Origin of the sequence: Pseudoduganella namucuonensis (genome assembly GCF_900116645.1) — a bacterium.
GTDB classification, from domain to species: domain Bacteria; phylum Pseudomonadota; class Gammaproteobacteria; order Burkholderiales; family Burkholderiaceae_D; genus Rugamonas; species Rugamonas namucuonensis.
In genome coordinates this window covers 43,929-67,917 of the sequence record NZ_FPBO01000004.1, presented here as the reverse complement: position 1 = coordinate 67,917, position 23,989 = coordinate 43,929, and the positions used below count along the sequence as shown (strand labels likewise).

General features: G+C 69.2%; 21 protein-coding genes. 8 read left to right on the top strand and 13 right to left on the bottom strand.

Annotation, left to right across the window (positions count from 1 at the left end; genetic code table 11):
• The first annotated feature begins 1 nt into the window (after position 1).
• Entirely contained in the window at positions 2–2,365 is a 2,364-nt protein-coding gene (locus BM436_RS05850; protein ID WP_093554496.1) for an SUMF1/EgtB/PvdO family nonheme iron enzyme, read from the top strand.
• 10 nt (positions 2,366–2,375) lie between these two features.
• Here the strand turns inward: BM436_RS05850 and BM436_RS05845 are convergent, their stop codons facing one another.
• Genes BM436_RS05845 through BM436_RS05835 form a run of 3 tightly spaced genes read right to left on the bottom strand, consistent with a single transcriptional unit; the run spans position 2,376 to position 5,316 of the window.
• Positions 2,376–2,738 (bottom strand): hypothetical protein, encoded by a 363-nt coding sequence (locus BM436_RS05845; RefSeq protein WP_093554494.1) that lies wholly within the window; start codon positions 2,736–2,738, stop codon positions 2,376–2,378.
• Between the two features lies 1 nt (position 2,739).
• Positions 2,740–3,039, bottom strand: coding sequence for a hypothetical protein (locus BM436_RS05840; protein ID WP_093554492.1), 300 nt, complete (start codon positions 3,037–3,039; stop codon positions 2,740–2,742).
• Positions 3,040–3,051: 12 nt separating this feature from the next.
• Positions 3,052–5,316, bottom strand: a complete 2,265-nt coding sequence (locus BM436_RS05835; RefSeq protein ID WP_143132988.1) for a carboxypeptidase-like regulatory domain-containing protein — start codon at positions 5,314–5,316, stop codon at positions 3,052–3,054.
• Between the two features lie 188 nt (positions 5,317–5,504).
• Here BM436_RS05835 and BM436_RS05830 point away from each other — a divergent pair, with 188 nt between their 5' ends.
• Entirely contained in the window at positions 5,505–5,903 is a 399-nt protein-coding gene (locus BM436_RS05830) for an OsmC family protein (RefSeq protein ID WP_093554488.1), read from the top strand.
• Positions 5,904–5,908: 5 nt separating this feature from the next.
• Positions 5,909–6,787: a pirin family protein gene (locus tag BM436_RS05825; protein WP_093554486.1), complete on the top strand. Its 879-nt coding sequence runs from the start codon at positions 5,909–5,911 to the stop codon at positions 6,785–6,787.
• A gap of 14 nt (positions 6,788–6,801) precedes the next feature.
• Here the strand turns inward: BM436_RS05825 and BM436_RS05820 are convergent, their stop codons facing one another.
• The 7 genes from BM436_RS05820 to BM436_RS05790 all read right to left on the bottom strand — a co-directional run bounded on the left by BM436_RS05820 (position 6,802) and on the right by BM436_RS05790 (position 15,545).
• On the bottom strand, positions 6,802–8,301 hold the full coding sequence (locus tag BM436_RS05820) for an FHA domain-containing protein (RefSeq protein WP_093554484.1): 1,500 nt from the start codon (positions 8,299–8,301) through the stop codon (positions 6,802–6,804).
• Between the two features lie 220 nt (positions 8,302–8,521).
• Positions 8,522–9,091, bottom strand: a complete 570-nt coding sequence (locus BM436_RS05815) for an SH3 domain-containing protein (RefSeq protein ID WP_093554482.1) — start codon at positions 9,089–9,091, stop codon at positions 8,522–8,524.
• A gap of 5 nt (positions 9,092–9,096) precedes the next feature.
• On the bottom strand, positions 9,097–10,806 hold the full coding sequence (locus BM436_RS05810; protein ID WP_093554480.1) for a hypothetical protein: 1,710 nt from the start codon (positions 10,804–10,806) through the stop codon (positions 9,097–9,099).
• Positions 10,807–10,819: 13 nt separating this feature from the next.
• Complete coding sequence (locus BM436_RS05805; protein WP_093554478.1) at positions 10,820–13,291, bottom strand: FtsW/RodA/SpoVE family cell cycle protein; 2,472 nt, start codon at positions 13,289–13,291, stop codon at positions 10,820–10,822.
• Positions 13,288–14,331 carry a serine/threonine-protein kinase gene (locus BM436_RS05800; protein ID WP_093554476.1) on the bottom strand — a complete coding sequence of 348 codons (1,044 nt, stop codon included), beginning with the start codon at positions 14,329–14,331 and terminating at the stop codon, positions 13,288–13,290. The genes BM436_RS05805 and BM436_RS05800 overlap by 4 nt, the downstream gene beginning before the upstream one ends.
• A 111-nt stretch (positions 14,332–14,442) precedes the next feature.
• Positions 14,443–14,892 carry a hypothetical protein gene (locus tag BM436_RS05795; RefSeq protein ID WP_093554474.1) on the bottom strand — a complete coding sequence of 150 codons (450 nt, stop codon included), beginning with the start codon at positions 14,890–14,892 and terminating at the stop codon, positions 14,443–14,445.
• 104 nt (positions 14,893–14,996) lie between these two features.
• Positions 14,997–15,545 (bottom strand): GNAT family N-acetyltransferase, encoded by a 549-nt coding sequence (locus BM436_RS05790; RefSeq protein WP_093554472.1) that lies wholly within the window; start codon positions 15,543–15,545, stop codon positions 14,997–14,999.
• 110 nt (positions 15,546–15,655) lie between these two features.
• Between BM436_RS05790 and BM436_RS05785 the strand changes: the two genes are divergently transcribed.
• Positions 15,656–17,071 (top strand): M20/M25/M40 family metallo-hydrolase, encoded by a 1,416-nt coding sequence (locus tag BM436_RS05785; RefSeq protein WP_093554470.1) that lies wholly within the window; start codon positions 15,656–15,658, stop codon positions 17,069–17,071.
• Here BM436_RS05785 and BM436_RS05780 read toward each other — a convergent pair whose 3' ends face one another.
• The gene (locus BM436_RS05780) at positions 17,072–17,926 is read right to left on the bottom strand and encodes an MBL fold metallo-hydrolase (RefSeq protein WP_093554468.1); all 855 of its coding nucleotides are present in this window, start codon (positions 17,924–17,926) and stop codon (positions 17,072–17,074) included.
• Positions 17,927–18,012: 86 nt separating this feature from the next.
• On the opposite strand from BM436_RS05780, the gene BM436_RS05775 reads away from it, so the two are divergent.
• The 4 genes from BM436_RS05775 (at position 18,013) to BM436_RS05760 (ending at position 22,583) form a co-directional block, all read left to right on the top strand.
• On the top strand, positions 18,013–18,429 hold the full coding sequence (locus tag BM436_RS05775) for a hypothetical protein (protein ID WP_093554466.1): 417 nt from the start codon (positions 18,013–18,015) through the stop codon (positions 18,427–18,429).
• A gap of 72 nt (positions 18,430–18,501) precedes the next feature.
• A complete protein-coding gene (locus BM436_RS05770) occupies positions 18,502–19,893 on the top strand; it encodes a TolC family protein (RefSeq protein ID WP_093554464.1) in 1,392 nt (463 codons plus the stop codon).
• The gene (locus tag BM436_RS05765) at positions 19,890–21,308 is read left to right on the top strand and encodes a multicopper oxidase family protein (protein WP_093554462.1); all 1,419 of its coding nucleotides are present in this window, start codon (positions 19,890–19,892) and stop codon (positions 21,306–21,308) included. The genes BM436_RS05770 and BM436_RS05765 overlap by 4 nt, the downstream gene beginning before the upstream one ends.
• Before the next feature lie 72 nt (positions 21,309–21,380).
• Positions 21,381–22,583 (top strand): voltage-gated chloride channel family protein, encoded by a 1,203-nt coding sequence (locus BM436_RS05760; protein WP_229489186.1) that lies wholly within the window; start codon positions 21,381–21,383, stop codon positions 22,581–22,583.
• Between the two features lies 1 nt (position 22,584).
• Here the strand turns inward: BM436_RS05760 and BM436_RS05755 are convergent, their stop codons facing one another.
• Together BM436_RS05755 and BM436_RS35990 are read right to left on the bottom strand one after the other, a co-directional pair.
• On the bottom strand, positions 22,585–22,785 hold the full coding sequence (locus BM436_RS05755; protein ID WP_143132987.1) for a hypothetical protein: 201 nt from the start codon (positions 22,783–22,785) through the stop codon (positions 22,585–22,587).
• 227 nt (positions 22,786–23,012) lie between these two features.
• Positions 23,013–23,210, bottom strand: a complete 198-nt coding sequence (locus BM436_RS35990; RefSeq protein ID WP_143132986.1) for a hypothetical protein — start codon at positions 23,208–23,210, stop codon at positions 23,013–23,015.
• Positions 23,211–23,989: the final 779 nt, after the last annotated feature.

Here is a 23,989-nt window from a genome sequence, read left to right as displayed (position 1 = left end):
CATGCAGACAGCGAGAGACAAGATACGCGAACTGCGCGCCTTGCACGAGGATGGACTGCTGAGCTTGCAAGAGTTCGACCGCCGCAAGAACGCGATCCTGGACGCCGAGTATTCGCCGCTGGGCGGCACGGCGGCGCCGGGCGCGACGCCGTCCGGCACGCCCGCGCAAGGCGGCGGGCAGGCGGCGGGGCAGCCGGGCCCCTCCAGCGCCATGCAACTGCGCCAGGGCACCGAGCTGGGATTGATGGCGGGCCAGGAGATCGGCCCGCAGAACCGGCGCTACCGGCTGGAGCGCCTGATCGGCATGGGCGGCATGGGGCAGGTGTGGCAGGCCACCGACCTGGCCACGCACGCCGAGCTGGGCCACAGTGACCAGGTGGCGCTGAAGATCCTGCCGCCGCAACTGACGCAAAGCGCGTCGCTGGCCAAGCTGCTGATCGAGGAGGCCACGCAGGCGCGGCGCCTGGCGCACGAGAACGTGGTGCGCATCTACGAATGGGCGCAGGACCCGGCCACGGCCAGCTACTTCATCATCATGGAGTACCTGGAGGGCCAGGACCTGGACGCCTGGCTGGCCGACCACGGCCCGGTGGAACTGGACCAGGTGGAGCGCCTGCTGCGGCCGGTCGCCAGCGCGCTGGACTACGCCTGGGACAAGTACAAGCTGGTGCACCGCGACCTCAAGCCGGGCAACGTCTTCCTCACGCAGCGCGGCGACGTCAAGCTGCTGGACTTCGGCATCGCCTCGCGCCCGCGCAATCCGGGCAGCAGCATCGCCATCCAAATGCCGAACGCCGGCACCACCGGTTACCGCGCGCCGGAGGCCGGCACCAACCAGCGCCAGCCCAGCCCCCGCCTGGACGTGTACGCGGTGGCGGTGATGATCTACCAGATGCTGGAAGGGAAAATGCCCTTCGACGGCGCGCGCACCGCGCAATTCCTGCCGTCCGCGCCCGCCGCGCTCAATCCCGCGCAATGGCAGGCGCTGCAGCGCGGCTTCGCGTACGTGCAGGACCAGCGCCCCGAATCGGTGGGTGAATTGCTGGACGCCTTGCAGCGCGCCTCCGGCCCGTCCGAGGAGGAACTGGCCGCGCAGGCGGCCGAGGCGGAGCGGGAGCGTGAACGAGAGCGCCAGCGACAGCGGGAACGCGAACGGGAGCAGGCCGCGCGCGCCGAGCAGGCCCGCGTCGAGGAGCAGAAGCGGCAGGTGGAGCTGGCCGCGCGCCGCAAGGCCGAGGCGCAGGCCGCCGCGATCGAAAAGGTCAAACAGGACCAGCAGCGCCGCGAACTGGAGCGCCAGCAGCGCCTGCGCGCGGAGCAGGAGGCCAAGGAGCGCAAGGCCAAGCTGCGCGAGCAACTGCTGGCGCGGCGCGAGGCGGACGCGCTGCAGGCGCGCCAGGCGCAGGAGGAGCAGCAGCGCAAGGCGGCGGCGCTCAAGGCCGAGGCGGCGTACCGCGTCGAGCAGGAACGCCACCGCAAGGAGCAGGCCGCCCGCAACGCCGCCGAGCTGGCCACGCTGATGCCGACGCCGGGCAGCCCGGTGGCCGACGCCAACGGCGTGCTGCGCGACCGTTTCCTGGACGGCACCGGCGCCGGGCCGGACCTGGTGCTGATACCCACCGGCCGTTTCCAGATGGGTTCTTCGGACTACGAGCGCGGCATCGCCATGTCGTCCGGTTCCAGCCGGCAGTGGCTGGACCGCGAGACGCCGCAGCACTGGGTGGGCATCGAATATCCGTTCGCGCTGGGGCGCTATCCGGTGACGGTGGGGCAGTGGCGCCAGTTCGTGCGCGCCACCGGCTGGGAACCGCTGACCGACACCGACTGGAAGGCGCCCGGCTTCGCCCAGACCGACGAGCACCCGGTGGTGGGCGTGAGCTGGCAGGACGCGCAGAAATACGTGGCCTGGCTGTCCGGGAAGACCGGCCAGGTGTACCGCCTGCCCAGCGAGGCGGAATGGGAATACGCCTGCCGCGCAGGCACGCACACGGCGTTCAGCTTCGGCGACGAGATCGGCACGGAGCACGCGAACTACGACGGCAACTTCACCTACAACAAGGGCGTGAAGGGCGAATTCAGGAAGGGCACCACCAAGGTCGGCGCGTTCCAGCCCAACCCCTGGGGTCTGTACGACATGCACGGCAACGTGTGGGAATGGGTGCAGGACGTGATGCATCGCAACTACGAGGGCGCGCCCATCGACGGCAGCGCCTGGATGGCGGGCGGCGACCACGCGCTGCGCATCCTGCGCGGTGGCTCCTGGCTGTACCCGCCGCGCTACCTGCGCACGGCGCTGCGCAACGCCTATTCGGCCATGCTGGCCAACGACATCGTGGGTTTCCGCGTGGCGCGCAAGCTGGCTTGAGTCTCCCCGGTCAGCCCGGCGCCAGGCGGCGCAGCTTTTCCATCGCCATCAGCCCGGGGGCGTCGCGCGGATCGACGGCGACGCGGTCGCCGCGTCCGGCGAAGCGGTAGCGGCGGCCCGTCGCGCTGCCGGTCACGATCAGCGTGGCCTGGCCGTCGTAAACGAAGGGCACGCCGGCCGCGCCCGGGCCCGGGCTCGGGCTACCGCCCAGGCCGCCCGCGTATCCTCCCGGGTACCCTCCCGCCTGGCCGCCCGGCTGCCCGCCGGTTCCGGTTCCGCCCTGGCCTGCGGGCACTTGCCGGCCGGCCCCGAACGGCATGGCGGCCTGCGCGTTGCGCGCGGCCTGTTCACGTTTGCTTCCACAGCAGCCCATGTCAATGCTCCTCCGGCCCGAGCGCGGCGTGCGCCCGTTCCATCAATATCGCCGCGCCCGAAAGCGCGGGCCACAGCAAGAAAAAATGCAGCCACCCCGTCGCCAGCGGCGCGGCCACGGGGGCCGCGATCCACAGGCTCAGGCAGTAGAAGCAGTCCATCGTCCGTCCCGCCATGCCGTCGCCGGCGGCGCCGCGCAGGCGCGCAACCATGTCCCACGGCCCGTCCTCCGCGTGCACCAGGTGGCTGACGCGCCAGACGGCCAGCGCGCCGAGCAGCAGTCCATACCACGCGCTTTCCATTGCGCCGCCGCGTCACTGCGGCGGCAATGCTTGCGCCAGTTGAGCCGGTTGCGCCGTCGGCCGCTCCGGACAGATTTCGGGGCATAGCTCCGCGCGCAGTATCGTGAAGGCGATCTTGAACTCGTTGTTGTGCACCAGGCTGGGGTCCGCGCAGCCGTTGGTGGTGCGCTTCCAGGCCCGCAGCCGCAGGATGTAGGCGCAGCAGACCGGGAAGTCGGCCCCCTTCAGCGTCACCTTGTAGTCGCCGCCGTACCAGTGCGGCCGCGGCGCGCCCTGCATCAGCGCGGCGGCGTAGTCCGGCCCGACCTCGAAGGTGGGATCGGCGGCGAAGCTGCCGTGCGCGCCGGTGCCGATATCGAAGAACAGCGACACGCCATACTCCGCCCGCATCGAGTAGCCGCCCAGGTGGCCGTCCCGCACCGTGGGCGGACAGGTGGCGGTGAAGTGCACGGTCAGCGTGTCGTTGGCCGCCAGGCGCACGATGTCGCAGGCTGCGATGCAGCGCGCCGTGGGCGTGCCCTCGTTGATGCAGATGCTTCGGATGTGGCAGTCCGGTTCCCTGGTGCAGGTGTGCACGGTGCCCGGTCCGCACGGGTGCAGCGGCACGGACGGCGCGTGCGTCATGGCGCGGTTGTCGATGCGCAGATACACGGACTCGGTGCGCGCCTGGCCGCAGGTGGGCAGGATGCGCTCGGACGACGGCACCAGGTTGTCCGCCGCGTCCGCGTTGTAGCCGACGAAGCGCAGCTGGTACAGCGCGTCCGGCGTCAGCGCGGGGTTGGCGATGGTGTTGAAGTAGAACAGCGTGTCGTAGTCGAACCAGATCACGCTGCCGCCGAAGCGCGGTATGGCCGGATGCAGCGCCTCGTAGTGGCGCCGCGTGATCATCACGGTCTGGCCGTTTTTCAGGATGGGGGTGAAGGCCGGGGCGGGCGCCACCACCGGCGCGCTGCCGTCCCAGTAGCTGCGCGAGAAGCCGTCGAAGGCGGGCACCGGCAGGTCGGTCCAGGGGCCGCCGTTGCGCGACACCTGCACCTTGAAGTAGTCGACGTCGCTGCCGACCGCGCCGCGCATCTGCAGCGCGCCGTGGAACGGCCGGTCCAGCGAGGCCGCGACGTGGGCGTAGCCGCGCAGGTCGGGCGGGCCCGCCGTCGCGCCGATCTGGTCGGTGGTGGTGCAGCCGACGAAGGTGAGCTTCAGGCATTCCGGGCATTCGGGGTCGCGGCAGACGGGCAGGCAGCAGGCGTGCTGGTTGGCCAGCAGCGTCACGTTGAGCATGGTGGGAATGTCCCAGCGCGTCTGCGCGTTGGTCTCGCTGTGGATCACGCGCACCTGGCCGTCGCACGGCTGCGTGACGCGGAACACCACGTCCGGCGCGCAGTCGTTGCGGTCCCACCAGGGCCACACGTGCAGCGCGGCCAGTTCGGGCGATTCCGGCAGCACGGACAGCAGCGCTTCCGGCGACAGCGGCTCGTCGATGACGCCGGGCGCGGGCAGGGCGAGGGCGCCGGCGCGGCGCGACCCCGGCAGCTGGCTGGCACGGGCGGCCAGCTGCTGCAGGAACATGGGATCGGGCTCGTCGCCCGGCGCCGTGGGCGGCATCAGGATGCCGGCCGAGGCCAGCAGCGCCTGCACGCGCGAATACAGTTCGGCGTCCACCGCCCAGCTGCGCAGCAGCCAGGGCCACCAGCGCAGGCAGCACCAGCGGAAGCGGATCACGAAGTTGCCGGCGATGTCGGTGACGGCGCTCTGTATCAGGTCGCGCCGGTACCAGATGATCCAGCGGTCCACGTCGTAGGCCTCCACCGTGGCGCCGGGAACGGGCGCGTCGCAGAAGCTGTAGCGGCCGGTCTGCGGATCGTAGTGCCACTGGCGGCACACCACGCGGCCCCGTATCGTGTAGGTGCGGCAGCAGAACAGCCAGCAGAAGTACAGCTCGGGCGCGACCACCAGGGCGCCGATGTCGACGCGGGCCTGCTCGTCGTCCTTGAGCGCCAGCTCCACCTCCATGGACAGCGTTTCCAGGCTGATCAGTTCGAGGTCGTTGACGTTGGGGCCGACGATCAGGCGCACCGGGCACGGCAGGCGGCCGCCGGGCTGCACGGGCGGATCGAACTGGACGGAGAACGGCAGCTTCTCGCGGACCGATCCCGCCTTCACGACGGTGGCGCCCAGCACCTTGTTCTCGCGCACCACCGCCACGCGCAATTCCAGCTCTGGATCGAACTGGTCTTCCGGGACGCCGCTCAAATCGATAGCACCGCTAATCTCGCTCATGATCCGCCCTCCTGTTGGCATGCATGCTTTGACTTTAAGCAGCGGGGGGCGCAATACCAGCCGTAAGGGGCCGGCGTTTGCGCCAGGTCATTGAGTGATTTCCGGAAATGGGTTCTCCAAATGGGGTAGGCGTTTCAAGGGCAAACGGTGTAAATTGTGGTCCCAAGACTCAAGCTTGAAGGAATGTCATGACTATCAAAGTGAAACGCGACCAGTCGCTGGCCATGCGCCACATCGCGCACGTGCGCAAGCACCTCATCTCCGTGGACGGCTCGCTGGAGGAGGGCGGCGACGACGCCGGCCCCTCGCCGCACGACCTGTACGACGCCGCCGTCAGCGCCTGCAAGGCGCTCACCGTGGTGTGGTACGCCAAGCGCAAGGGCTATCCGCTGGAGGATGTGGAGGTGACCACGGAACGCGACGACAGCGAAGAGCGCAAGGGCGTGTACCGCCTGGCCGCCACGCTGCACCTGAGCGGCGACCTGTCCGAGGCGCAGCGCGCCGAACTGCTGTCGGCGGCGCAGAAATGCCCGATCCACAAGCTGATGACGGCCGTCACCACCGAAATCTCCACCGTGCTGGGATAAGCGCCATGACCATCTCCAACGTACTCAAAGGCCACGAGAAGGACCTGGGCGGCGGCTTCGTCGTGCGGCGCTATCTGCCGTCGGCGGTGAAGCAGGCGGTCGGGCCCTTCATCTTCTTCGACCACTTCGGTCCCATCGACGTGGCGCCGGGCGCGGACCACGACGTGCGCCCGCATCCGCACATCGGGCTGGCCACGGTGACCTATCTGTTCGAGGGCGCGATGGACCACCGCGACAGCCTGGGCACCTTCCAGCGCATCGAGCCGGGCGCCATCAACCTGATGACGGCCGGGAAGGGCATCGTCCATTCCGAGCGCACGCCCAAGGACTTGGTGGACCAGCCGCACCGCACGCACGGCCTGCAGCTGTGGCTCGCGCTGCCGAAGGAGCACGAGGAGGACGAGCCGTGCTTCGAGCACACGCCGGCGGCGGACATCCCGTCGTTCCAGGTGAATGGCGCGTCGGTGCGGGTGCTGCTCGGCACCGCCTTCGGCAAGACCTCGCCGGTCAAGACCTACAGCCAGACCCTGTACCTGGACGTGGCGCTGCGCGAGGGCCAGGAGATCGGCCTGGCCGGCCTGCCGGCGGAGGCGGCGATCTACCCGATCACCGGCGAGATCGAGATCGACGGCGCGCCGATGGCGCCGCACACCATGGCGCTGCTGGACACGCGCACCTCCCAGCGCGTGCTGGCCAGGTCTTCCGCGCAGTTCGTGGTGGTGGGCGGCGAGGCGCTGGACGGGCACCGCTACCTGCTGTGGAATTTCGTCTCGTCGAGCAAGGAGCGCGTGCTTCAGGCGGCCGACGATTGGGAAGCGCTGCGCTTCGACCAGGTGCCGGGCGAGACGGAACGCATTCCGCTGCCGAAGAAGCCCGGCGCCTGAGCGGGGGGGCCGCCCTACGCGGTGAACAGGTCGGACGCGGCGACGGTGCTGTGGATGTCGTTGGCGCCGGTGCGGATGATCCAGCTTTCCGGGTAGGGATCGCCCGAGAAGCGCGTGTGGCGCGGGACGCGGCTCAGTTTATCGAGCGTGGTCGACGGCGCCAGCGCGGTTTCCTTGCCGGTCAACTGGTCCAGGTGCCAGAATCCGCCGTTGTGATGCACGATCAGCGGCAGCACGGCCGCCTGCGGCGAGGCGGCGAAGGCCGGCATCGGATAGCCGGGATGGCTGTCCGGCGCCAGCAGGAAGAAGCATTCGGCGTGCGCGCCCTGGTCCACGCGATGCAGGATCACGCCGTGCGGCATGATGGCCGACACCGCCATCACCACCACGCCCTTGATGCTGGCGCTCAGTTCCACGCGCATGCCCAGGCGCAGCCGCACCGGCTTGTGCTTGCCCGGCCAGACGCCGTCCAGCAGCACGCCGTAGCGCGACACGTCCTCTATTTCAAAACCGCCCTGCGCGGCGCGGCGTATCACGGCGTGGCGGCCGGACAGGCGCCGCGTGAGGCCGCCGGTGTCCTGGCCGTTTTCGCCGTAGTGGGTCAGTAGCACGTCGGCCTCCGGGTCCACCAGCTCGAAGCGGCCCAGCACGCATTCGTCCATCGCGAACAGGCGGATCTGGCGCTGCGCGCCCGCTTCCGGCGCGGCGTTGACGAAGCTGGCCGCGGTGGACGGGTGGGGATGGGCCGGGGCCATGCGCGGCATGGCGATTTCGATCAGGTCCTCGTCCCACGCGATGGTGGAGAAGCCCATGTCGATCTTGCCCTGCGGCGCGTCCAGGTTCACGTGGGCGATGCCGGCGTTGCGCGCGGTGACGTCGATGTCGAGGCGGTCGCCGCCCTGCGCGTTGATACGGGCGATGGAGGCGTCGTCGGCCATCACGCGCACGTTCTTGTGCGTGCTGAGGAAGATGCGGTGGATCTCGGTCAGCGTGGCGTCCAGGCGCGGCACCAGGATGACGAAAATGCATTCCCAGCGGCGCGTGGCGACGCCGGCGTGTTCACTGAGCACCGAGGCGCCGATCTGGTACTGGCCGTGCTCCTTGTCGCGCGACGAGAACTCGACGAACACGGGCCGCCAGCTGCCGTCGGCGGCGCGCACGAAGCGCTGGCGCGAGGCGCCGTTCGGGATCAGTTCGGATTCGAGCGCGATGGACAGTTGCGGCGCGCAGTCGTCTGGCATGCCGCGCAGTTCCATCTTGAGGGTCTGGCGTCCGCCCGCGGCGCGCGGGTCGAAGCCGCTGATGCGCAGTTGCGGGCGGGCCGCCGGGGTCTTGGGAGCGGCGCCGGGATAGCCGGTCGCCGGGGCGATGGCGACGGCCGAGGCGGGCACGTGCAAAGGCGCCGTGACCGCCTGGGCGGCACGGGCGCTGCGCAAGGAACTGAGCAACTCATAGCTGGAGGGGGCGGGGGCGGCTTGCGGATGGCCGCCCGAGCAAGTGTCTTCCCCTGGCATGACCCAGAACGTGCAATGTGGATGTTCCGTGTTACCGCATTTTTTCATGGCTGTTCGACCGACGACATAGCCCAGAGCTTACGCGCTTTTGGCCATCCGTGGCAACCGCCATCGCCAATATTCGAGGCGCCGGCGGGCCCGCCGGGGCGGGCGCGACGAGGCCGCTGCATCGGCGCAACAGATGCTTGTCATGTCGTCCAGACGCGGCGCTGCCTTTCCATCAATGTTGCGCCTCGGCGGCGCGCCGCAGCCAAAGGCTGCTGGCCCAGCCGGTGCGTTCGGCGCCGCCGGCCTGAGTGCGGATCTGCCACCAGTCGCCGTCGGTCGCGCCGGTCGCGGTGACGGTGGCGCCCGCCGGCACCACGCCGAGCCGAGGCGCGTGGACGCCGGGTTCGGCGCGCAGATTCAGGGCGCGGTGAACGCGGAACTCGGAAACTATCGCCACGCTAGCTGCCTTGCCTGCGCTATTAACGGCGCTTCCGGCGCCAACTTGAGGGTGGGGGCGCGCATTGGGCTGCGCTTGGAGCTGCGTCCTGGGCTGCGTTGGCATCGGCGCGACGACGAACGGCGCGGTCGGCTCCGGCGGCGGCGCTGGCGACGTTGGCGGCGTGGGCCGCGCCAGCGCGAGCAGCAGGCTGCCGGCGCCCCATGTGCCGCCCGCCAGGATGGCCAGGCCGCGCGCGGTCGGCCTGCGCCACCAGGCGCGCGGCGTGAGCCAGGACGCGAGCGCCAGCGTCATGGCCAGTCCGGCAAGGTAGGCGGCGGCCGTGTACAGGCTGTCGGTGTGCATGGCGTTCAGACGTCGAAGCGCAGCACGTAGTGGCCGGCGACGAGATGATGGCCGGGTGGCAGCAGGTAGGGCGTCTCCACGCTGGCCTCGGCGACGCTGGCCACGAAGCGCAGCTGATCGTCCAGGTGGTACAGCGCCTGCGTGGGTGCGAGGCGCGCGATGCGGAAGCCTTCCGGCGAGGCCTCGTAGCTGAACGCCTCGCGCGACAGGCCGATGCGGTCGGCGCTGGCCGGCTTGTTCGCATGGCCGGCATCGACGCCGCCATTGATGCAGCCATCGACGCCGCCATTGACGTCGCCAGTGAGGCCGCCATGGACGCCGGAGCCGCCGCAGCGCAGGAATCGCGGCGAATCGAGCAGGCGCAGGGCCGCCAGCGCGGCCGAACGGCGGCCGAAGCTCTGGCGCGCGCCGCCCGCCGGCGCGGCCACCGGCAGCGGCAGAGCCAGCAGCGCGCAATAGCGTTCCGTCATCTGCCGCGGCGCGGGCAGCACGCGGATGGCGCGCGCGTCCACCGGTGTGAAGCTGGCCGGCGCGGTCACGCGCTGCTCGCCAGCCTCCGTGCGCACGCTCAGTTCATCGGCGGCATTGACGGCGAAGCTGATCGCGTGGCCGGCGGCGTCGGGATCGGACTGAATGGCCAGCGTGCGGCTGAACGGGATCTCCAGCACCGAGGCGCCGGTGTCGCGGTAGCGGCTCAGGCGGGGCAGGGCGAGCGCCACCAGGCTGACGCGCTGGCGCGCCAGCGGAACGTAGGTGGCGTCCGTTTCGCCGCCGCGCGTGGCGGGGGCGCGGCTGGCCGCTTGCGGCACCGCGGTCGCGTCGTCGGTCCCCGCGCTGTCGCGTGGGCGGACTTGCCACACCGCCGGCGCGGCGGAAGGCGCCACGCCGGCGCGTTGCGGCGCCAGCGGGATGCCCATGCCCCCCGTGTCGCGTCCGCCGGGCGTGTGCGTGGCCATCCGCGCGCTCGACGCCGGGGCCGAGCTGCAACGGGTGATCTTCAACATCATGCGCGCGGGCGCGCCCTGCGCGTCCACGCCGCCGCGCCGCGACTTGATGACATAACAGCCAGCGTTGGCGTCGAAGCCGCAATCGAAGGCGTCCTTCGGGCGCATGTGGACGACGGGCTGCGCGTCGGGCCCGTCGTTGAGCAGCAGGACCGCGCCGTCCGCGCCGAAAGGCCAGCCGCTGGCGACGTAGCTCGCCATGCCGTCGTCGCCGCCGATCAGCGCCAGGCGCTGGTTCGGGTAGATCGGGCAAACAGGTTTCCACACCGCGCCGTCGCGCGACACGCACACATTGAACAGCGCTTTTTCATCCGGTGCGGGCAGGTAGACGGCGTGGCCGAAGCGCACCTCCACCTCGCCGGGCGCCAGTTCCTCCTTGCCCAGCACGTCGTAGCGCACCTGGTCGTTGCCCAGCAGGTCGCCGAAATCCTTCTGGTGCAGTGCGGCCAGCGTCTGCGCCAGTTCCCGGGCGCGGGCGCCGCGGGTCAGGTGGTAGTCGTCGTCGACCTCCTCCTGCGGCAGCATCAGCGTCACGTGGGAGAAGCAGCGCGTGGCGGCGCGGCCGCGATGTTCGCGCGGGCTGCGCTCCAGCAGGTCGCGCAGCAGCGGGCGGCGCGAGAACAGCGCCAGCCCGGGCGCCTGCCAGATCGATTCGGCGTTGAAAACGTCGGGAATCCGGCCCAGGACTTGGTGTTGGACATAGATCGGCATGTTGGAACTCCTCTCAAGATTGCGCACTGACCGTACTGAAAGCTAGCAGGGGGCAGAGGAAAAACAGCAGGTGGCTGCCGCCGGCGGACAGAAAACTCATGGGCTGGCCCATGACGGGGAAGATGGCGAGGTTGGTGCCCCACGACAGCAGCAGGTGGCCGAACACGAAGGCCGCGCCGCCGCACAGCGCGAAGCAGCGGAAGCGGGCCAGCCAGGCCAGCCGGTAGTCGCGCGCCTCCCCGGCCGCGGCGCGGGAGGCGGCGGCCATGCGCGCCAGGCCCGCCAGCAGCGTGGCTTGCGCCGCCCATAGCAGCAAGGCGCCCAGCAGGCCGTGGCGGTTGATGAAGAACGATGGCGCGAAGTCGTCCTGCACGGCCGGGATGCCGATGGCGGCGCCGGCCGGCTGGCCGAGCGAGCGCAGTCCCAGCATGTGGTCGGCGCCCCACCAGCCGCCCTCGGCGATGGCGCGCGCCGCCAGCAGCATTTGCTGGCCGGTGTGCGGGTGTTCGGACGGCGCCAGCCACACCTGGAAGCGGTCGGCGTAGAAGCCCGAGGACAGGCCGGCCAGCGTGTCTGCGCTGGCGCCGCCCAGCGCCGTCACCGCCGCCCCCGCGCCCAAGGCCAGCGCCGCCAGGCAAGCCGTCATCGCGTGCTTGCGGGTGGCCAGCGCGTAGGCGCAGGCCATGGCGGCGCTCCATATCAGCAGCAGGATCAGCGGCGAGTAGTCGTCCACCTGCACCAGCGCCAGGCCGAGCAGCGCGAGGAACAGCAGGGCGGGGCCGATCAGGCGCAGCCAGCGCGCGCCGCCCGCCCTGTCGCCATCGTTGGGCGAACGCCAGCCCAGGCGCAGGGCCAGGCAGTGGGCGGTCAACGCGGTCAACGCGAGCTTGGCCAGTTCCACCGGCTGAAGGTCGAACACGCCGGTTTCGTCGCCCCACAGCACCTGCGCGGCCAGGGCCGCCAGCGCGACGGCGGCGAGGGAGGCCAGCAGCCATTCCACCGTGCGCTGGCGCATGGGTGCGCGCGGGGAGCGCAGCCAAAGCCGGCACAGGGCGCCCGCGCCGCTGCCGATGGCCAGCAGCGCGGTGGACTTTTGATAGTAGCGCAGCCAGGACGAGACGCCCGCGCCCAGTCCCAGCTCCAGCTGCGCCAGCAGGCCGGCGGCGAGCAGCACGAGGGCCGCCGCGACAGCCAGCGGCAGGCGGGCCGGGACGGCCAGCCACGGTGTCAGCGCGGCCGCGGCCAGCGCCAGCGAGCACGCGGCGGAGGGCGGATGGCCGCCGCGTTGCGCCAGCATCGCCAGCACCCCCGCGAGCAGGAGCGACAGTGCCGCCGCCAGGGTGACGGTGTCGCGCCAGCGCGCGGCGGATCGCCGCACCGCGATCACGGCGATGGCGGCGAACGAAATGGCGATGGCGAGCCAGATGAACGAAGGCATTGTGGCGGAAGCGGCGTCCATGCCCCATAAAGCGCGCTGGCGCCATTCCCACTCGACCCGCGGGTCCAGGCGCGCGTCCGGCGCGGCGTAAAGCGCCACGTTGCGCGCTGGCGCCAGGGCCAGGCCACCTTCCAGCGCGGAGAGCGAGAAGCGGGTATTGCCTGCCGTGAAAGCGGATACGCCGGCCAGCGGTAGTTCCCTGCGGCGCAAGTCCGTGTCGCCCGTGGCGCCGGCGATGCGTAGCGCGGTGTGGCCGTCGTCCTGCGCGCCGGGCGCGAAACGGAGGCCGCCGTCGCCGCGCGCCAGCGTCGCGGCGCCGGGGGCGAGCGCGGGCAGGCCCAGCCTGTTACCGCAATGGACATTGCCGCCCAGGGCCAGCGGCCGGGCCAGCGTCAGCGCGCGCGGCGCGGCGCGGTTCCAGATGGCCGCCAGGCGCGCGGCCGGATGGGCGTCCGCGCATGCCGGCTGGGCGGCGCCGTTGCGGTACAACGTGGCGCCGTCATAGCGCCAGGTGTCGCCGGCGTGGCGGAACGCGATCTCGCCGCCATCGAACGCGGTGATGCCGAAGATTGCCGCCCCCGCCTGGAACTGCCGCGCGCCGTCCAGCGTTACCCCGCTCATGCGCAAGTCGGTGCCGTTCCTGTGCAGCACGGGCGGCGTTGCCGAGACCACGCTGGCGATGTGCCAGGCGCCCCGGGCGTCGCGGCGCAGTTGCAGGTGGGCCTGTTCGGCGCGCGGCGCGGCGAGTTCGCGCGCGCCGAGCGTCAGCGTTTCGCCGGGAGCGAGGCGCACCAGGATACGTCCCGGATACCACGCCGCGGGCGCGCGCAGCAGGCTCCACGCCTGCAACGCAAGCAGCAAGGCGATCAATGCCGCCGTTGCCAACAGGAGCCGGCTGCGCGGCGACGGCGTGGGTGCGCGGGCATGGCCAGCCTGCGCCTTGCCGGAACTGGCGAGCCGCAGCCGCGGTTTGGCCAGCGCGCGCCGCCATGGCCAGTCGCGCGCCGGACGCGCCCCGTCGAGCAATCGTGACGCGAGCCGATTCATGGCGTGTCCGCCGCGTGCGGCCAGGCGGCGTCAGGGCTGAGAGCCACCCCCGTCCGCGTCCAGGCATCCGTACCCGCGCCAGCTGGCGGCAGCCCGGCGGCGGAGCGGATGGCGGCGAGGCCGCGGCTGATCTCGATGGCATGGCGCGGCCGCGCGGCGGGATCGGCCTCCAGCAGCTTGCGCAGCAATGCCAATGCGGGCCGGGCCGCAGGACCGCCGACCGCCTCGGCGAAGCGCCGTTCCTCGTCCGGCAGCAGTGTCGGCGGCAGGGCGCCGCCTAGCTGCCGCAGCATCACCCGCGCGCCCTCGGTGTGATGCTCCCGGTACGCCATGCCGCAGTCCGCGCCGTATTGCAACTGCACGCCGCCGCTGGCCAGGAAATAGAACAAGGCGCCCAGCGCGAAGAAGTCGCTGTGGGCGCCGGTCGCGTAGCCGCCGCCACCGGCCGGGAAAAACTGCTCGGGCGCCTGCCAGTTGGCGGTGCCCGCGTAGCTGTGCTCCTCCATGGCCGCCAGCCGGCGGTTGGTGCCGAAATCGGCCAGTTTCACCACGCCCAGCTGGGCGTCGACCAGCACGTTGGCCGGTTTCAGGTCCAGGTAGCGCCAGCCGTACTGATGCACTTTTGCCAACGCCTGGTTCAACTGCGCCATCCAGTCCAGCAGCCGCGCCAGCGGCAGCGGGGCGCCCCGGGCGCGCAGGCCCTTCATGTGGCGGCCCAGGTCGCAGCTCATCAATTCCAGCGCCAGCACCGGGAGGCCCTCGTGCCAGCCGCTGTCCAGCAGGCGCACGATGTGGCGCTCGTCCCACGGTTCCAGCGATTCCAGGAAGGCGATTTCATTGACGGCGCTGGCGATCCAGCGCTCGCGCTGCGCGGGCAGGGCGCGCGCCATCTGGTTCTGGTTGATCAGCTTGAGGGCGACGTCGCGCGTGCCGCGCGGGCCATCCGCGCGCCACACGACACCGTAGGCCGAGCCGCCTATCCGCTCGCGCAGGCGGTAGTGGCCCAGTTCCAGAGTGATGATCGTGTCGCTGGCTGTCATGATGCTCCCCGTGCGGCGGCATGCCGTCGCAAGCGGCTAGCGGGGGGAGACGAAAAAAAACCTGGCGCCGGAGCGCCAGGTTTTCAGTGCGGCGTTGAATCGACCGCGGGATTAACGGTGGCCGTGGCCGCGTCCATGACCCCGGCCGTGGCCGCGATAGTAGTGGCGGTCGTAGCCGCGCACCGGATAGCTGCGGTATTCCTGGTAGTACACCGGGCGGGCCGGCTCGTAATACACCACCGGAGGCGCGCGGTAGTAGCGCGGTTCCTCGTAGTACACCGGCGCCGGCTCGTAATAGACCGGCGCGGGCTGCGAATAGACGCGGGTGGAAACGTAGCCGCGGCTGTGGCCGCGATGGCCGCCGCTCAGGCTATTGCCCACCGCCGCGCCAACCAGGCCGCCCACCACGGCGCCGCCCGAACCATTCTGGCTGCCGATCGCCGCGCCGAGCACGGCGCCGGCGGCGGTGTTGAAGTCGCGGTCGCCGGCGGCCATGGCCGAGGACGAGGCGGCAACGGTGGCCACCACGGCTACTGCGCCCAATAGTTTCTTGATCAGCATGATGTGTTCCCCTGTGCTCGGCCAGGGCCGGAATGGCCATGTCGCCGTCGTATGAGTGAACTATAGCTGCGCCAGATCAAAACGCCCACGCCTTATACACATTCTTACAAAGCGGCGTGGCGTGTAACAGACGCGCGTTCCCACTCGGGCCGCAGCAGGCTGTAAATCCTGACATCCTGATAACGGCCGTTGATGAAGAAGGCCTGCCGCAGCGTGCCGTCCTCGGTGAAGCCGCATTTTTGCGCGATGCGCACCGAGCCCCGGTTGGCGGGCGCCGTCAGCAGTTCCAGCCGATGCCAGACGTGCACGTTGAACAGGTAGTCCACCAGCAGCCGGGTGGCCTCGGTCATATAGCCTTGCCCGGCCAGCGCCGTGTCGAACAGGCGGTAGCCGATCTCGCGCGAGGTCGGCGTGCGGCTCTTGAAATGGGTGATCACGCCGACGATGTGGTGGGCGCGGTCCTCCACCACGAACAATTCGCTGTCCTCGGTGACGAAACCGTTCTGCATGAACTCCTTGCGCATGGTTTCCGGCGACTTGAAATGGGCCGAGAAATGGTCGCCCCGGGACGGCAGGTCGTTGGCCAGCGCGATGAAGGTGTTGAGGTCGGCGGTGAGCAGATGGCGCACCGTGCACAGTTGTCCCTTGAGCATGACGGTCACACGTGGAGGAGGGCGGGATCTCCATCATAAACTGCTGCGCAATATTTTCAAATACGCTATCGTTTGCATCCCTCATCGTTATACCCAACCATAGGATAGTAATGAAAACCGTATTGACCGTTTTGATGAGCTGCATGCTGGGGACCGGCGCGATCGCCGCCCCGGCCAACGACCCCGCCACCCTGGGACAGATCCGCGACGCAGCGATGAAAAGTGACTACGCCTACGAACGCCTGGCCGACATGACGGACCTGATCGGCCCGCGCCTGTCCGGTTCCCCCGGCGCGGCCGCCGCGGTGGAACAGGTGGCCGAGGCCATGCGCAAGCTGGGCGCCAAGGTGACCCTGCAACCGGTGAAGGTGCCGCACTGGGTGCGCGGCGCGGAGACGGCCGAACTGGTGGAGTACACCGGCCGCCCGGCCGGGCTGACCCAGCGCGTGGTGCTGACCGCCCTGGGCGGCTCGGGCGCGACGCCGGCCGCCGGCATCACCGCGCCGGTGCTGATCGTGCGCAGCTTCGACGAACTGAAGGCGCGCGCCAGGGAGGCCAAGGGCGCCATCGTGCTGTTCGACGTGCCCTTCGACCAGGAAATGGCCGACCGCGGCTACGCCGGCCCGGCCTACGGCCACGGCGCCGGCTTCCGCTTCAGCGGTCCCAAGGTCGCGTCGCAGCTGGGCGCGGCGGCCGTGCTGGTGCGCTCGGTCGGCGGCGCCGACTACCGCATTCCGCACACCGGAGCCACCGGCCTGACGGACGAGGACCGCATTCCCGCCGCCGCCGTCACGGCGGAGGACGCGATGCTGATGGCGCGCCTGTCCAAGCGCGGCCCGGTCAAACTGCGCCTGACGCTCACGCCGCAAAACCTGCCGGACGCCGACAGCTTCAACGTCATCGCCGATCTGCCGGGCAGCGAGAAGCCGGAGGAGATCGTGATCGTCTCCGGCCACCTCGATTCCTGGGACCTGGCCACCGGCGCGCACGACGACGCCACCGGCGTGGCCGGCGCGATGGCCGTGCTGCAGACGTTGAAGACGCTGAACCTGAAGCCGCGCCGCACCATCCGCATGATCGCCTGGATGAACGAGGAGAACGGCACCCGCGGCGGCGCCGCCTACCACGAGGCCAACAAGGGCGAGATCCTGAAGCAGTTCGCGGCGATCGAAAGCGACAGCGGCGGCGGGCGTCCGTTCGGCGTCAAGGCCAGCATCGAGCCGAAAGCCGTGAAGCTGTTCGCGCCCCTGCAGCAGGTGCTGCAGCCCATCGGCGCCGGCGTCTTCAACCGGGGCGACCATCTGGGCGCGGCCGACCTGCGCCTGCTGGAGGAGGACGGCGTGCCGCTGTTCGAACCCATCGTCGATGGCCACAGCTATTTCCACTACCACCACACGCCGGCCGACACGCTGGACAAGGTGGACCCGGAAAACCTGCGCCGCCACGTGGCGGTGATGACCACGCTGTCCTGGTACCTGGCCAATATGGACCAGCCGCTGGGCCGCGCGCCGGCCCAGTTGAAGTAATCAGAAGGCGTTGATCGGTATCTTCAGGTAGCGCACGCCGTTCTCCTCCGGCTCCGGCAGATGGCCCGCGCTGATATTGACCTGGATCGCGGGCAGTATCAGCACCGGCATCTGCAGCGTGGCGTCGCGGCGGGTGCGCATGCCGACGAACTCCTCTTCGCCGATGCCGGCGCGGATGTGGATGTTGGCGGCGCGCTGCTCGGCCACCGTGGTCTGCCAGCGCGCCTCGCGCTCCGCTGGCGGATAGTCGTGGCACATGAACAGGCGCGTCTCCGGCGGCAGCTCCAGCAGGCGCCGCACGGAGTGATACAGCATCGACGCGCAGCCGCCCGGGAAGTCGCAGCGGGCCGTGCCCACGTCCGGCATGAACAGCGTGTCGCCCACGAAGACCGCGTCGCCCACCTGGTAGGCGATATCGGCCGGGGTGTGGCCCGGCACGTGCAGCGCGCGCGCCTCCAGGCCGCCGATGCGGAACACCTCGTCCGCCTCGAACAGATGGTCGAACTGCGAGCCATCCCGCGCGTGCTTGAAGTTGTAGATGCCGGCGAACGCGTGCTGCACCGTGCGGATGGCCGCGCCGATGGCGATGCGGCCGCCCAGCCGCTCCTGCAGATAGGGCGCGGCCGACAGGTGGTCCGCGTGGGCGTGGGTTTCCAGCAGCCAGGCGCAGCTGAGGCGGTGCGCGCGCACGAAGTCGACCACGCGGTCCGCGTTTTGCGTGGACGTGCGGCCGGACTTGGGATCGTAGTCCAGCACCGAATCGATGACCGCGCACTCGGCGCCGTCGCCTTCATAGACGACGTAGGTGACGGTGGACGTGGCGGGATCGAAAAACGCTTCTATCTGTGGCTTCATATGAGATTGATGTGTTCGGCGGCGCATTCATTATAATGAAAATTCATAACGGCACGGTAGTTCGGCAGCCGTGATAATATGCGCCCATGAAGACCGTGTTCCGTTCCCTGCTCGTCTGGCTGATGCTGGTTGCGCTGCCCTTCCAGGGCTTTGCGTCGGCCGGCATGCTGCTGTGCGGGCCCGAGGGACAGGCGTTCGCGCAAGCGCAGGCTGTGCAAGGCGAACACGATCACGCCGCCATGCTGGCCGCGCAAGAGGCGCAAGCCGGGCATGGTTCCGCCGCGCACGCGGGCCACGACGGCGGCGATGGACACGATGGCCACGGCGCCGCCAAGTGCGCCAGCGCCGGCGCCTGCTGTGTCGGGGCGCCGCTGGCGCCTTCCGTGGCGGCCGGCGTGCCTCCGCTGGACAGCGGTTCCCAGCGCATACCATTCCATACCGTCCGCCCCCCCGCGGTCGATCTCGCGGTTCCGGAACGTCCTCCCCAGTCCCTCTTCGCTTAAAGCTGCCGACGCCGCGCGCACGCGTTCCCGTGCCCGCGGCCATTAGTCACGCATTCCAAGGAAGACACACCAATGAGAATCACAACAACACTGCCAGCGGCGGCGCTGGCGCTGCTGCTGACCGGCTGCGCCTCGCTGTCGGGCGACAGCGGCTTTGGCGCGGTGGCGCAAGCCACCCAGGAGCGCATAGGCCAGCAGGGCAAGCTGCTGCGCACCGACGAGGACCGCAAGGCGCTGGCGGACCTGCTGCAAACCAAACTGAAACAGCCGCTGACGGCGGACGACGCGGTGCACATCGCGCTGCTGAACAATCGCGGCCTGCAGGCCACCTACTGGTCGCTGGGCGTCGCCGAGGCGGACCTGGTGCAGGCGGGCAGCCTGCAGAATCCCGCCTTCGGCTTCAAGCGCACCCACGGCGGCGGCGACACCGCCATCGAACGCACGCTGACGCTCAACCTGGTCAACCTGATCACCTTGCCGCTGTCCAGCCGCATCGAGGCGCGCCGCTTCGAGCAGGCCAAGCTGACGGTGGCGAACGAGGCCCTGAAAGTGGCCGCCGACACCCGGCGCGCCTATTACGAGGCGGTGGCCGCCGCGCATAGCCAGGAATACGCGCGGCAGGTGCGCGACGCGGCCGAAGCCGGCGCGGAGCTGGGTCAGCGGATGCAGAAGGCCGGCAACTGGAGCAAGCTCGACGCCGCGCGCGAACAGGCCTTCCACGCCGACGCCTACGCCGAGGCGGCGCGCGCCGACAAGCAGGTGGTGGCCAGCCGCGAAAAGCTGGTGCGCCTGCTGGGCCTCACCGGCGCCGACATCAGCGCCGACAAGGGCTTCAAACTGCCCCCGCACCTGCCCGAACTGCCGTCCGCGCCGCGCGAACTGGCCGACACCGAGCAGGCCGCGATCGACAACCGCCTGGACATCCAGGCCGCGCGGCTCGACACCGAACACACGGCGTCCTCACTGGGCCTGACGCGCGCCACGCGCTTCGTCAACGTGCTGGAACTGGGCGGCATACGCGAAAGCGCCAGCGGCGAACCGAAATCGCGCGGCTACGAGATCACGCTGGAGATCCCGCTGTTCGACTGGGGCACGGCACGCGCCGCGCGCGCCGAGGCGGTGTACATGCAGTCGGTGAACAAGCTGGCCGAGACGGCGGCGAACGCCCGCAGCGAGGCGCGCGAGAGCTACCAGGACTATCGCGGTTCCTACGAGCTGGCCAGGCACTACCGCGACAGCGTGATTCCGCTGCGCCGCCAGATCTCGCAAGAGACCATGCTGCGCTACAACGGCATGCTGGCCAGCGTGTTCGAACTGCTGGCCGACGCGCGCGAGCAGTCCACCGCCGTCAGCGCCTACATCAACGCCCTCAAGGACTTCTGGATCGCAGAGACGAGCCTGGAAGCCGCCGTCGGGGGCAAGCTGCCCGCCACCGGCACCGAAAAAACCGGAGTGAAACCATGACCAATCGTAGATCCTTCCTGAGTGGCGCCGCGCTGATCGGCGCCGGCATGGTGACCAAGGCCGGCGCGGCATCCCTGCCCGAAGCCCCGCAGCAGTCCTCCCCGGGGTCCTCGGCCGCCACCGCCGGCCCGCTGGCGCCGCCCAACGGCCGTCCCTACAACCCCGTGGTCACGCTGAACGGCTGGACCCTGCCGTGGCGCATGAAGAACGGCGTCAAGGAATTCCACCTGGTGGCCGAGGAGGTCGAGCGCGAGATCGCGCCCGGCATGACGGCGCGGCTGTGGGGCTACAACGGCCAGAGCCCCGGCCCGACCATCGAAGTGGTGGAGGGCGACCGCGTGCGCATCTTCGTCACCAACAAGCTGCCCGAGCACACCAGCATCCACTGGCACGGCCAGATCCTGCCGAACGGGATGGACGGCGTCACCGGCCTGACGCAGCCCGGCATCGAGCCGGGCAAGACCTTCGTGTACGAGTTCATCGCGCGCAACGCCGGCACCTTCATGTACCATCCGCACGCCGACGAGATGGCGCAAATGGCGATGGGCATGATGGGCTTCTGGGTGACGCACCCCAGGAATCCCGCGCTGCACGCGGTGGACCGGGACTTCGTGTTCCTGCTGAACGCCTACGACATCGAGCCGGGCAGCTTCAAGCCCAAGATCAACACCATGCTCGACTTCAACCTGTGGACCTTCAACAGCCGCGTCTTCCCCGGCATCGACCCGATGGTGGTGCGCAAGGGCGACCGCGTGCGCATCCGCGCCGGCAACCTGACGATGACCAACCACCCCATCCACCTGCACGGCCACACCTTCGAGGTGACGGGCACCGACGGCGGCTGGGTGCGGCCGTCCGCCCGCTGGCCGGAGGTGACCACCGATATCGCCGTGGGGCAGATGCGTTCCATCGAGTTCGTCGCCGAGCACGCGGGCGACTGGGCCTTCCACTGCCACAAATCGCACCACACCATGAACGCCATGGGGCACGACGTGCCGAACATGATAGGCGTGGACCATAGCGGCGTGGCCGAGAAGATCAACAAGCTGGTGCCGGACTACATGGTCATGGGCGACAAGGGCGGTTCGATGGGCGGCATGCAGATGGAGCTGCCCGAGAACACGCTGCCGATGATGACCGGGGAGGGGCCGTTCGGCGGCATCGAGATGGGCGGCATGTTCACCACGGTGAAGGTGCGCGAGGGCCTGGGCCGCAACGACTACAAGGACCCGGGCTGGTTCAAGCATCCGCAGGGCACGGTGGCGCGGGAATGGACGGGCGAGCTGCCGCCGGCGCCGCGCGCTCCCAACGCCCCCGCCGCGGCGGCGCCCAAGCCGGCCGCGCCCTCCGGCCACCAGCACGGCCACGAGGGCCACGTGATGGAAGTGAAACGCGACGGCGCGCACAAGCACTGACGCGGCCTGACAGGGGCGGGGTACAGGCGCCGGGCTTGATCCCCGCCGGGCGATTTGCTACGATGGCCCACCTTGATCCCGCCCCTCACATACCTCGCCAAGTGGAGCCTGATCGCCAGCCTGGTCGCGGCGCTGGCCGGCACCGCCTCCGCCTTCTTCCTGTTCGCGCTCGACGGCGCAACGGCTTGGCGCATCTCCCATCCCTGGATCGTCTGGCTGCTGCCGTTGGCCGGCTTCGCGGTCGGCTGGATCTATCTGCGTTTCGGGCGCGCGGTGGAGGCGGGCAACAACCTGCTGATCGATGAAATCCACGACCCGCGCCAGGTCGTCCCGCTTCGCCTGGCGCCGCTGGTGCTGGGCGGCACGCTGGTCTCCCATTTGTTCGGCGCCTCGGTGGGCCGCGAAGGCACGGCCGTGCAGATGGGCGGCGCGCTGGCCGACCAGCTGACCCACGTGTTCCGCCTGCGCCACGAGGACCGCCGCATCCTGTTGATGGCCGGTATTAGCGCGGGCTTTGCCTCCGTGTTCGGCACGCCGCTGGCCGGCGCCATCTTCGGCCTCGAGGTGCTCGCCATCGGCCGCCTGCGCTACGACGCCATCTTCCCCTGCATGCTGGCCGCCATCGTGGCCGACCAGGTGGGACTGGCCTGGGGCGTGCGGCACGCGCATTACGCGATCGCCGCCATTCCGCCGGTCACCGCGTGGACGCTGGCGGCCGTGCTGGCGGCCGGCGTCGCCTTCGGCCTGGCGGGCATGCTGTTCGCCAAAGCCACCCACGCCGCCGGCGCCTTCATGAAGCGTCGCGTCGCGTACGCGCCGTTGCGGCCGCTGCTGGGCGGCGCGCTGGTGGCGGCCGCCGTGTGGCTGCTGGGGGATCGCTATATCGGCCTCGGCCTGCCCGTCATCGCCGAGGCCTTCCACGCGCCACTGGCGCCCTGGGACTGGCTGGGCAAGTTCGCGTTCACGGTGGTGTCGCTGGGCAGCGGCTTCAAGGGAGGGGAGGTGACGCCGCTGTTCTACATCGGCGCCACGCTGGGCAACGCCCTGGCGCCGCTGCTGCAGTTGCCGTTTCCGCTGCTGGCCGGCCTGGGCTTCGTCGCGGTGTTCGCCGGCGCGGCCAACACGCCGCTGGCGTCGACCGTGATGGCGCTGGAACTGTTCGGTCCCGCCATCGGCCCCTACGCGGCCCTGGCCTGCGTGGCCGCCTACCTATTCTCGGGCCACACCGGCATCTATCACGCGCAGCGCCGGGAGCACCGCAAAACCGGTGCTTGAATCAGCGGACCGCGATGGCCTGGCCGGACGCCAGCCTGTCGCGCTTGCACGCGGCGGTGGACGCCGAGGCCGATCCGATCTCCGCGAGAGAGGCTTCCTGACACGAACTCTGCTGAATACGGGCGGCATGGCCGGGGGCCATCAGTCCGTTGAGAACGTAGAAGAAATAAAAAGCAATGGCTGATATGGCAAATGTTTTCATTTTGACTCTACCCGTTGCGCTGTAGAAAAATCTTAACAGATCCCGTTTAAGAAAGATCAACGGCATGCAAATATTGTTGCGGTGCAGAAATTTATGATGTGTTTTTGCAACGTGACAGCGATGCAATGTTGCATCGCAAGGGCGGAAAAGCGGGAAGGGAGTTGCCGGACGAAGGTGAAACGCCGATGCGGCAGCCGCGGCATCGCGCCGCGGCGTGAAAAACCAGCTTAGTTCGCGGCGATGGCGCGGCTGGCCATCATGGTGTCGCGCTTGCAAGCGCCGGCGGCGCCGGACTTGGCGGAGGCTTCCGCCATCACGGGATCCTGGCAAGCGTTTTGCTCGCGGGTCGCCTGGCCTGGGGCCATCATGCCGTTCAAGACATAGAAGAAGTAAAAAGCTGCAGCCGATACGGTGAATGTTTTCATTTTGACTCTACCCATTGCGTTATAGAAAATATTTTAGCAGATATTTGTTGATGGCTGTCAAAAAAAGTGTGAAATTAATTGGTGGTGAGAAATTTTTGCTGAAGAAAAAACAACAAACGGGCGCTTAATTTGCTGCACTGCAAGATCGATAACCACGCGTGATCGAAAGGCGGGCTTCGATAGAAAATGGGGAGGGCAAAATGAAGCGGGCGCTGCCATATGGCAACGCCCGTTCAGGGGACTTCCGGTCTCGCCCACCCGGCAACGCCGGGCAAGCTTGCCGCGATGAATTTAGCGCACCGCGAGCATATGCGTCTTGCACGAGCCAGCCGAAGCGGCTTTGGCGCCCGTTTCAACCGATACGGCGTCCTGGCACGCTCCTTGGGCGGGGCGGGCGGCTTGGCCCGGCGCCATCAGGCCGTTAAGGACGTAAAAGAAGTAAAAAGCGACCGCTGATACAGTAAATGTTTTCATTTTGACTCTACCCGTTGCGTTATAGAAAGAATTTTAACAGATCTTTTTTGATAAGTGTCAAGAAAACCGCAAATTTAATTAACACCGTGAAACTTTTGATGGGAAAAAGCAACGGTTTTCGCCCATCCGTGCTGCAACGCAAGATGTCGAGGCGCCTCCATGGGAAGTTAGGGGGATTTTGTTTCTTTCAGGAACATCCCTAGCTTCTTCTGTGGCAACTTCTGTAATGAAAAACAAGTACGCGGGGTGGGGGCCCGCGTGTAGAAACTGTAGAGCAAAGTGTGTCCCGCACGATTGAAACGATA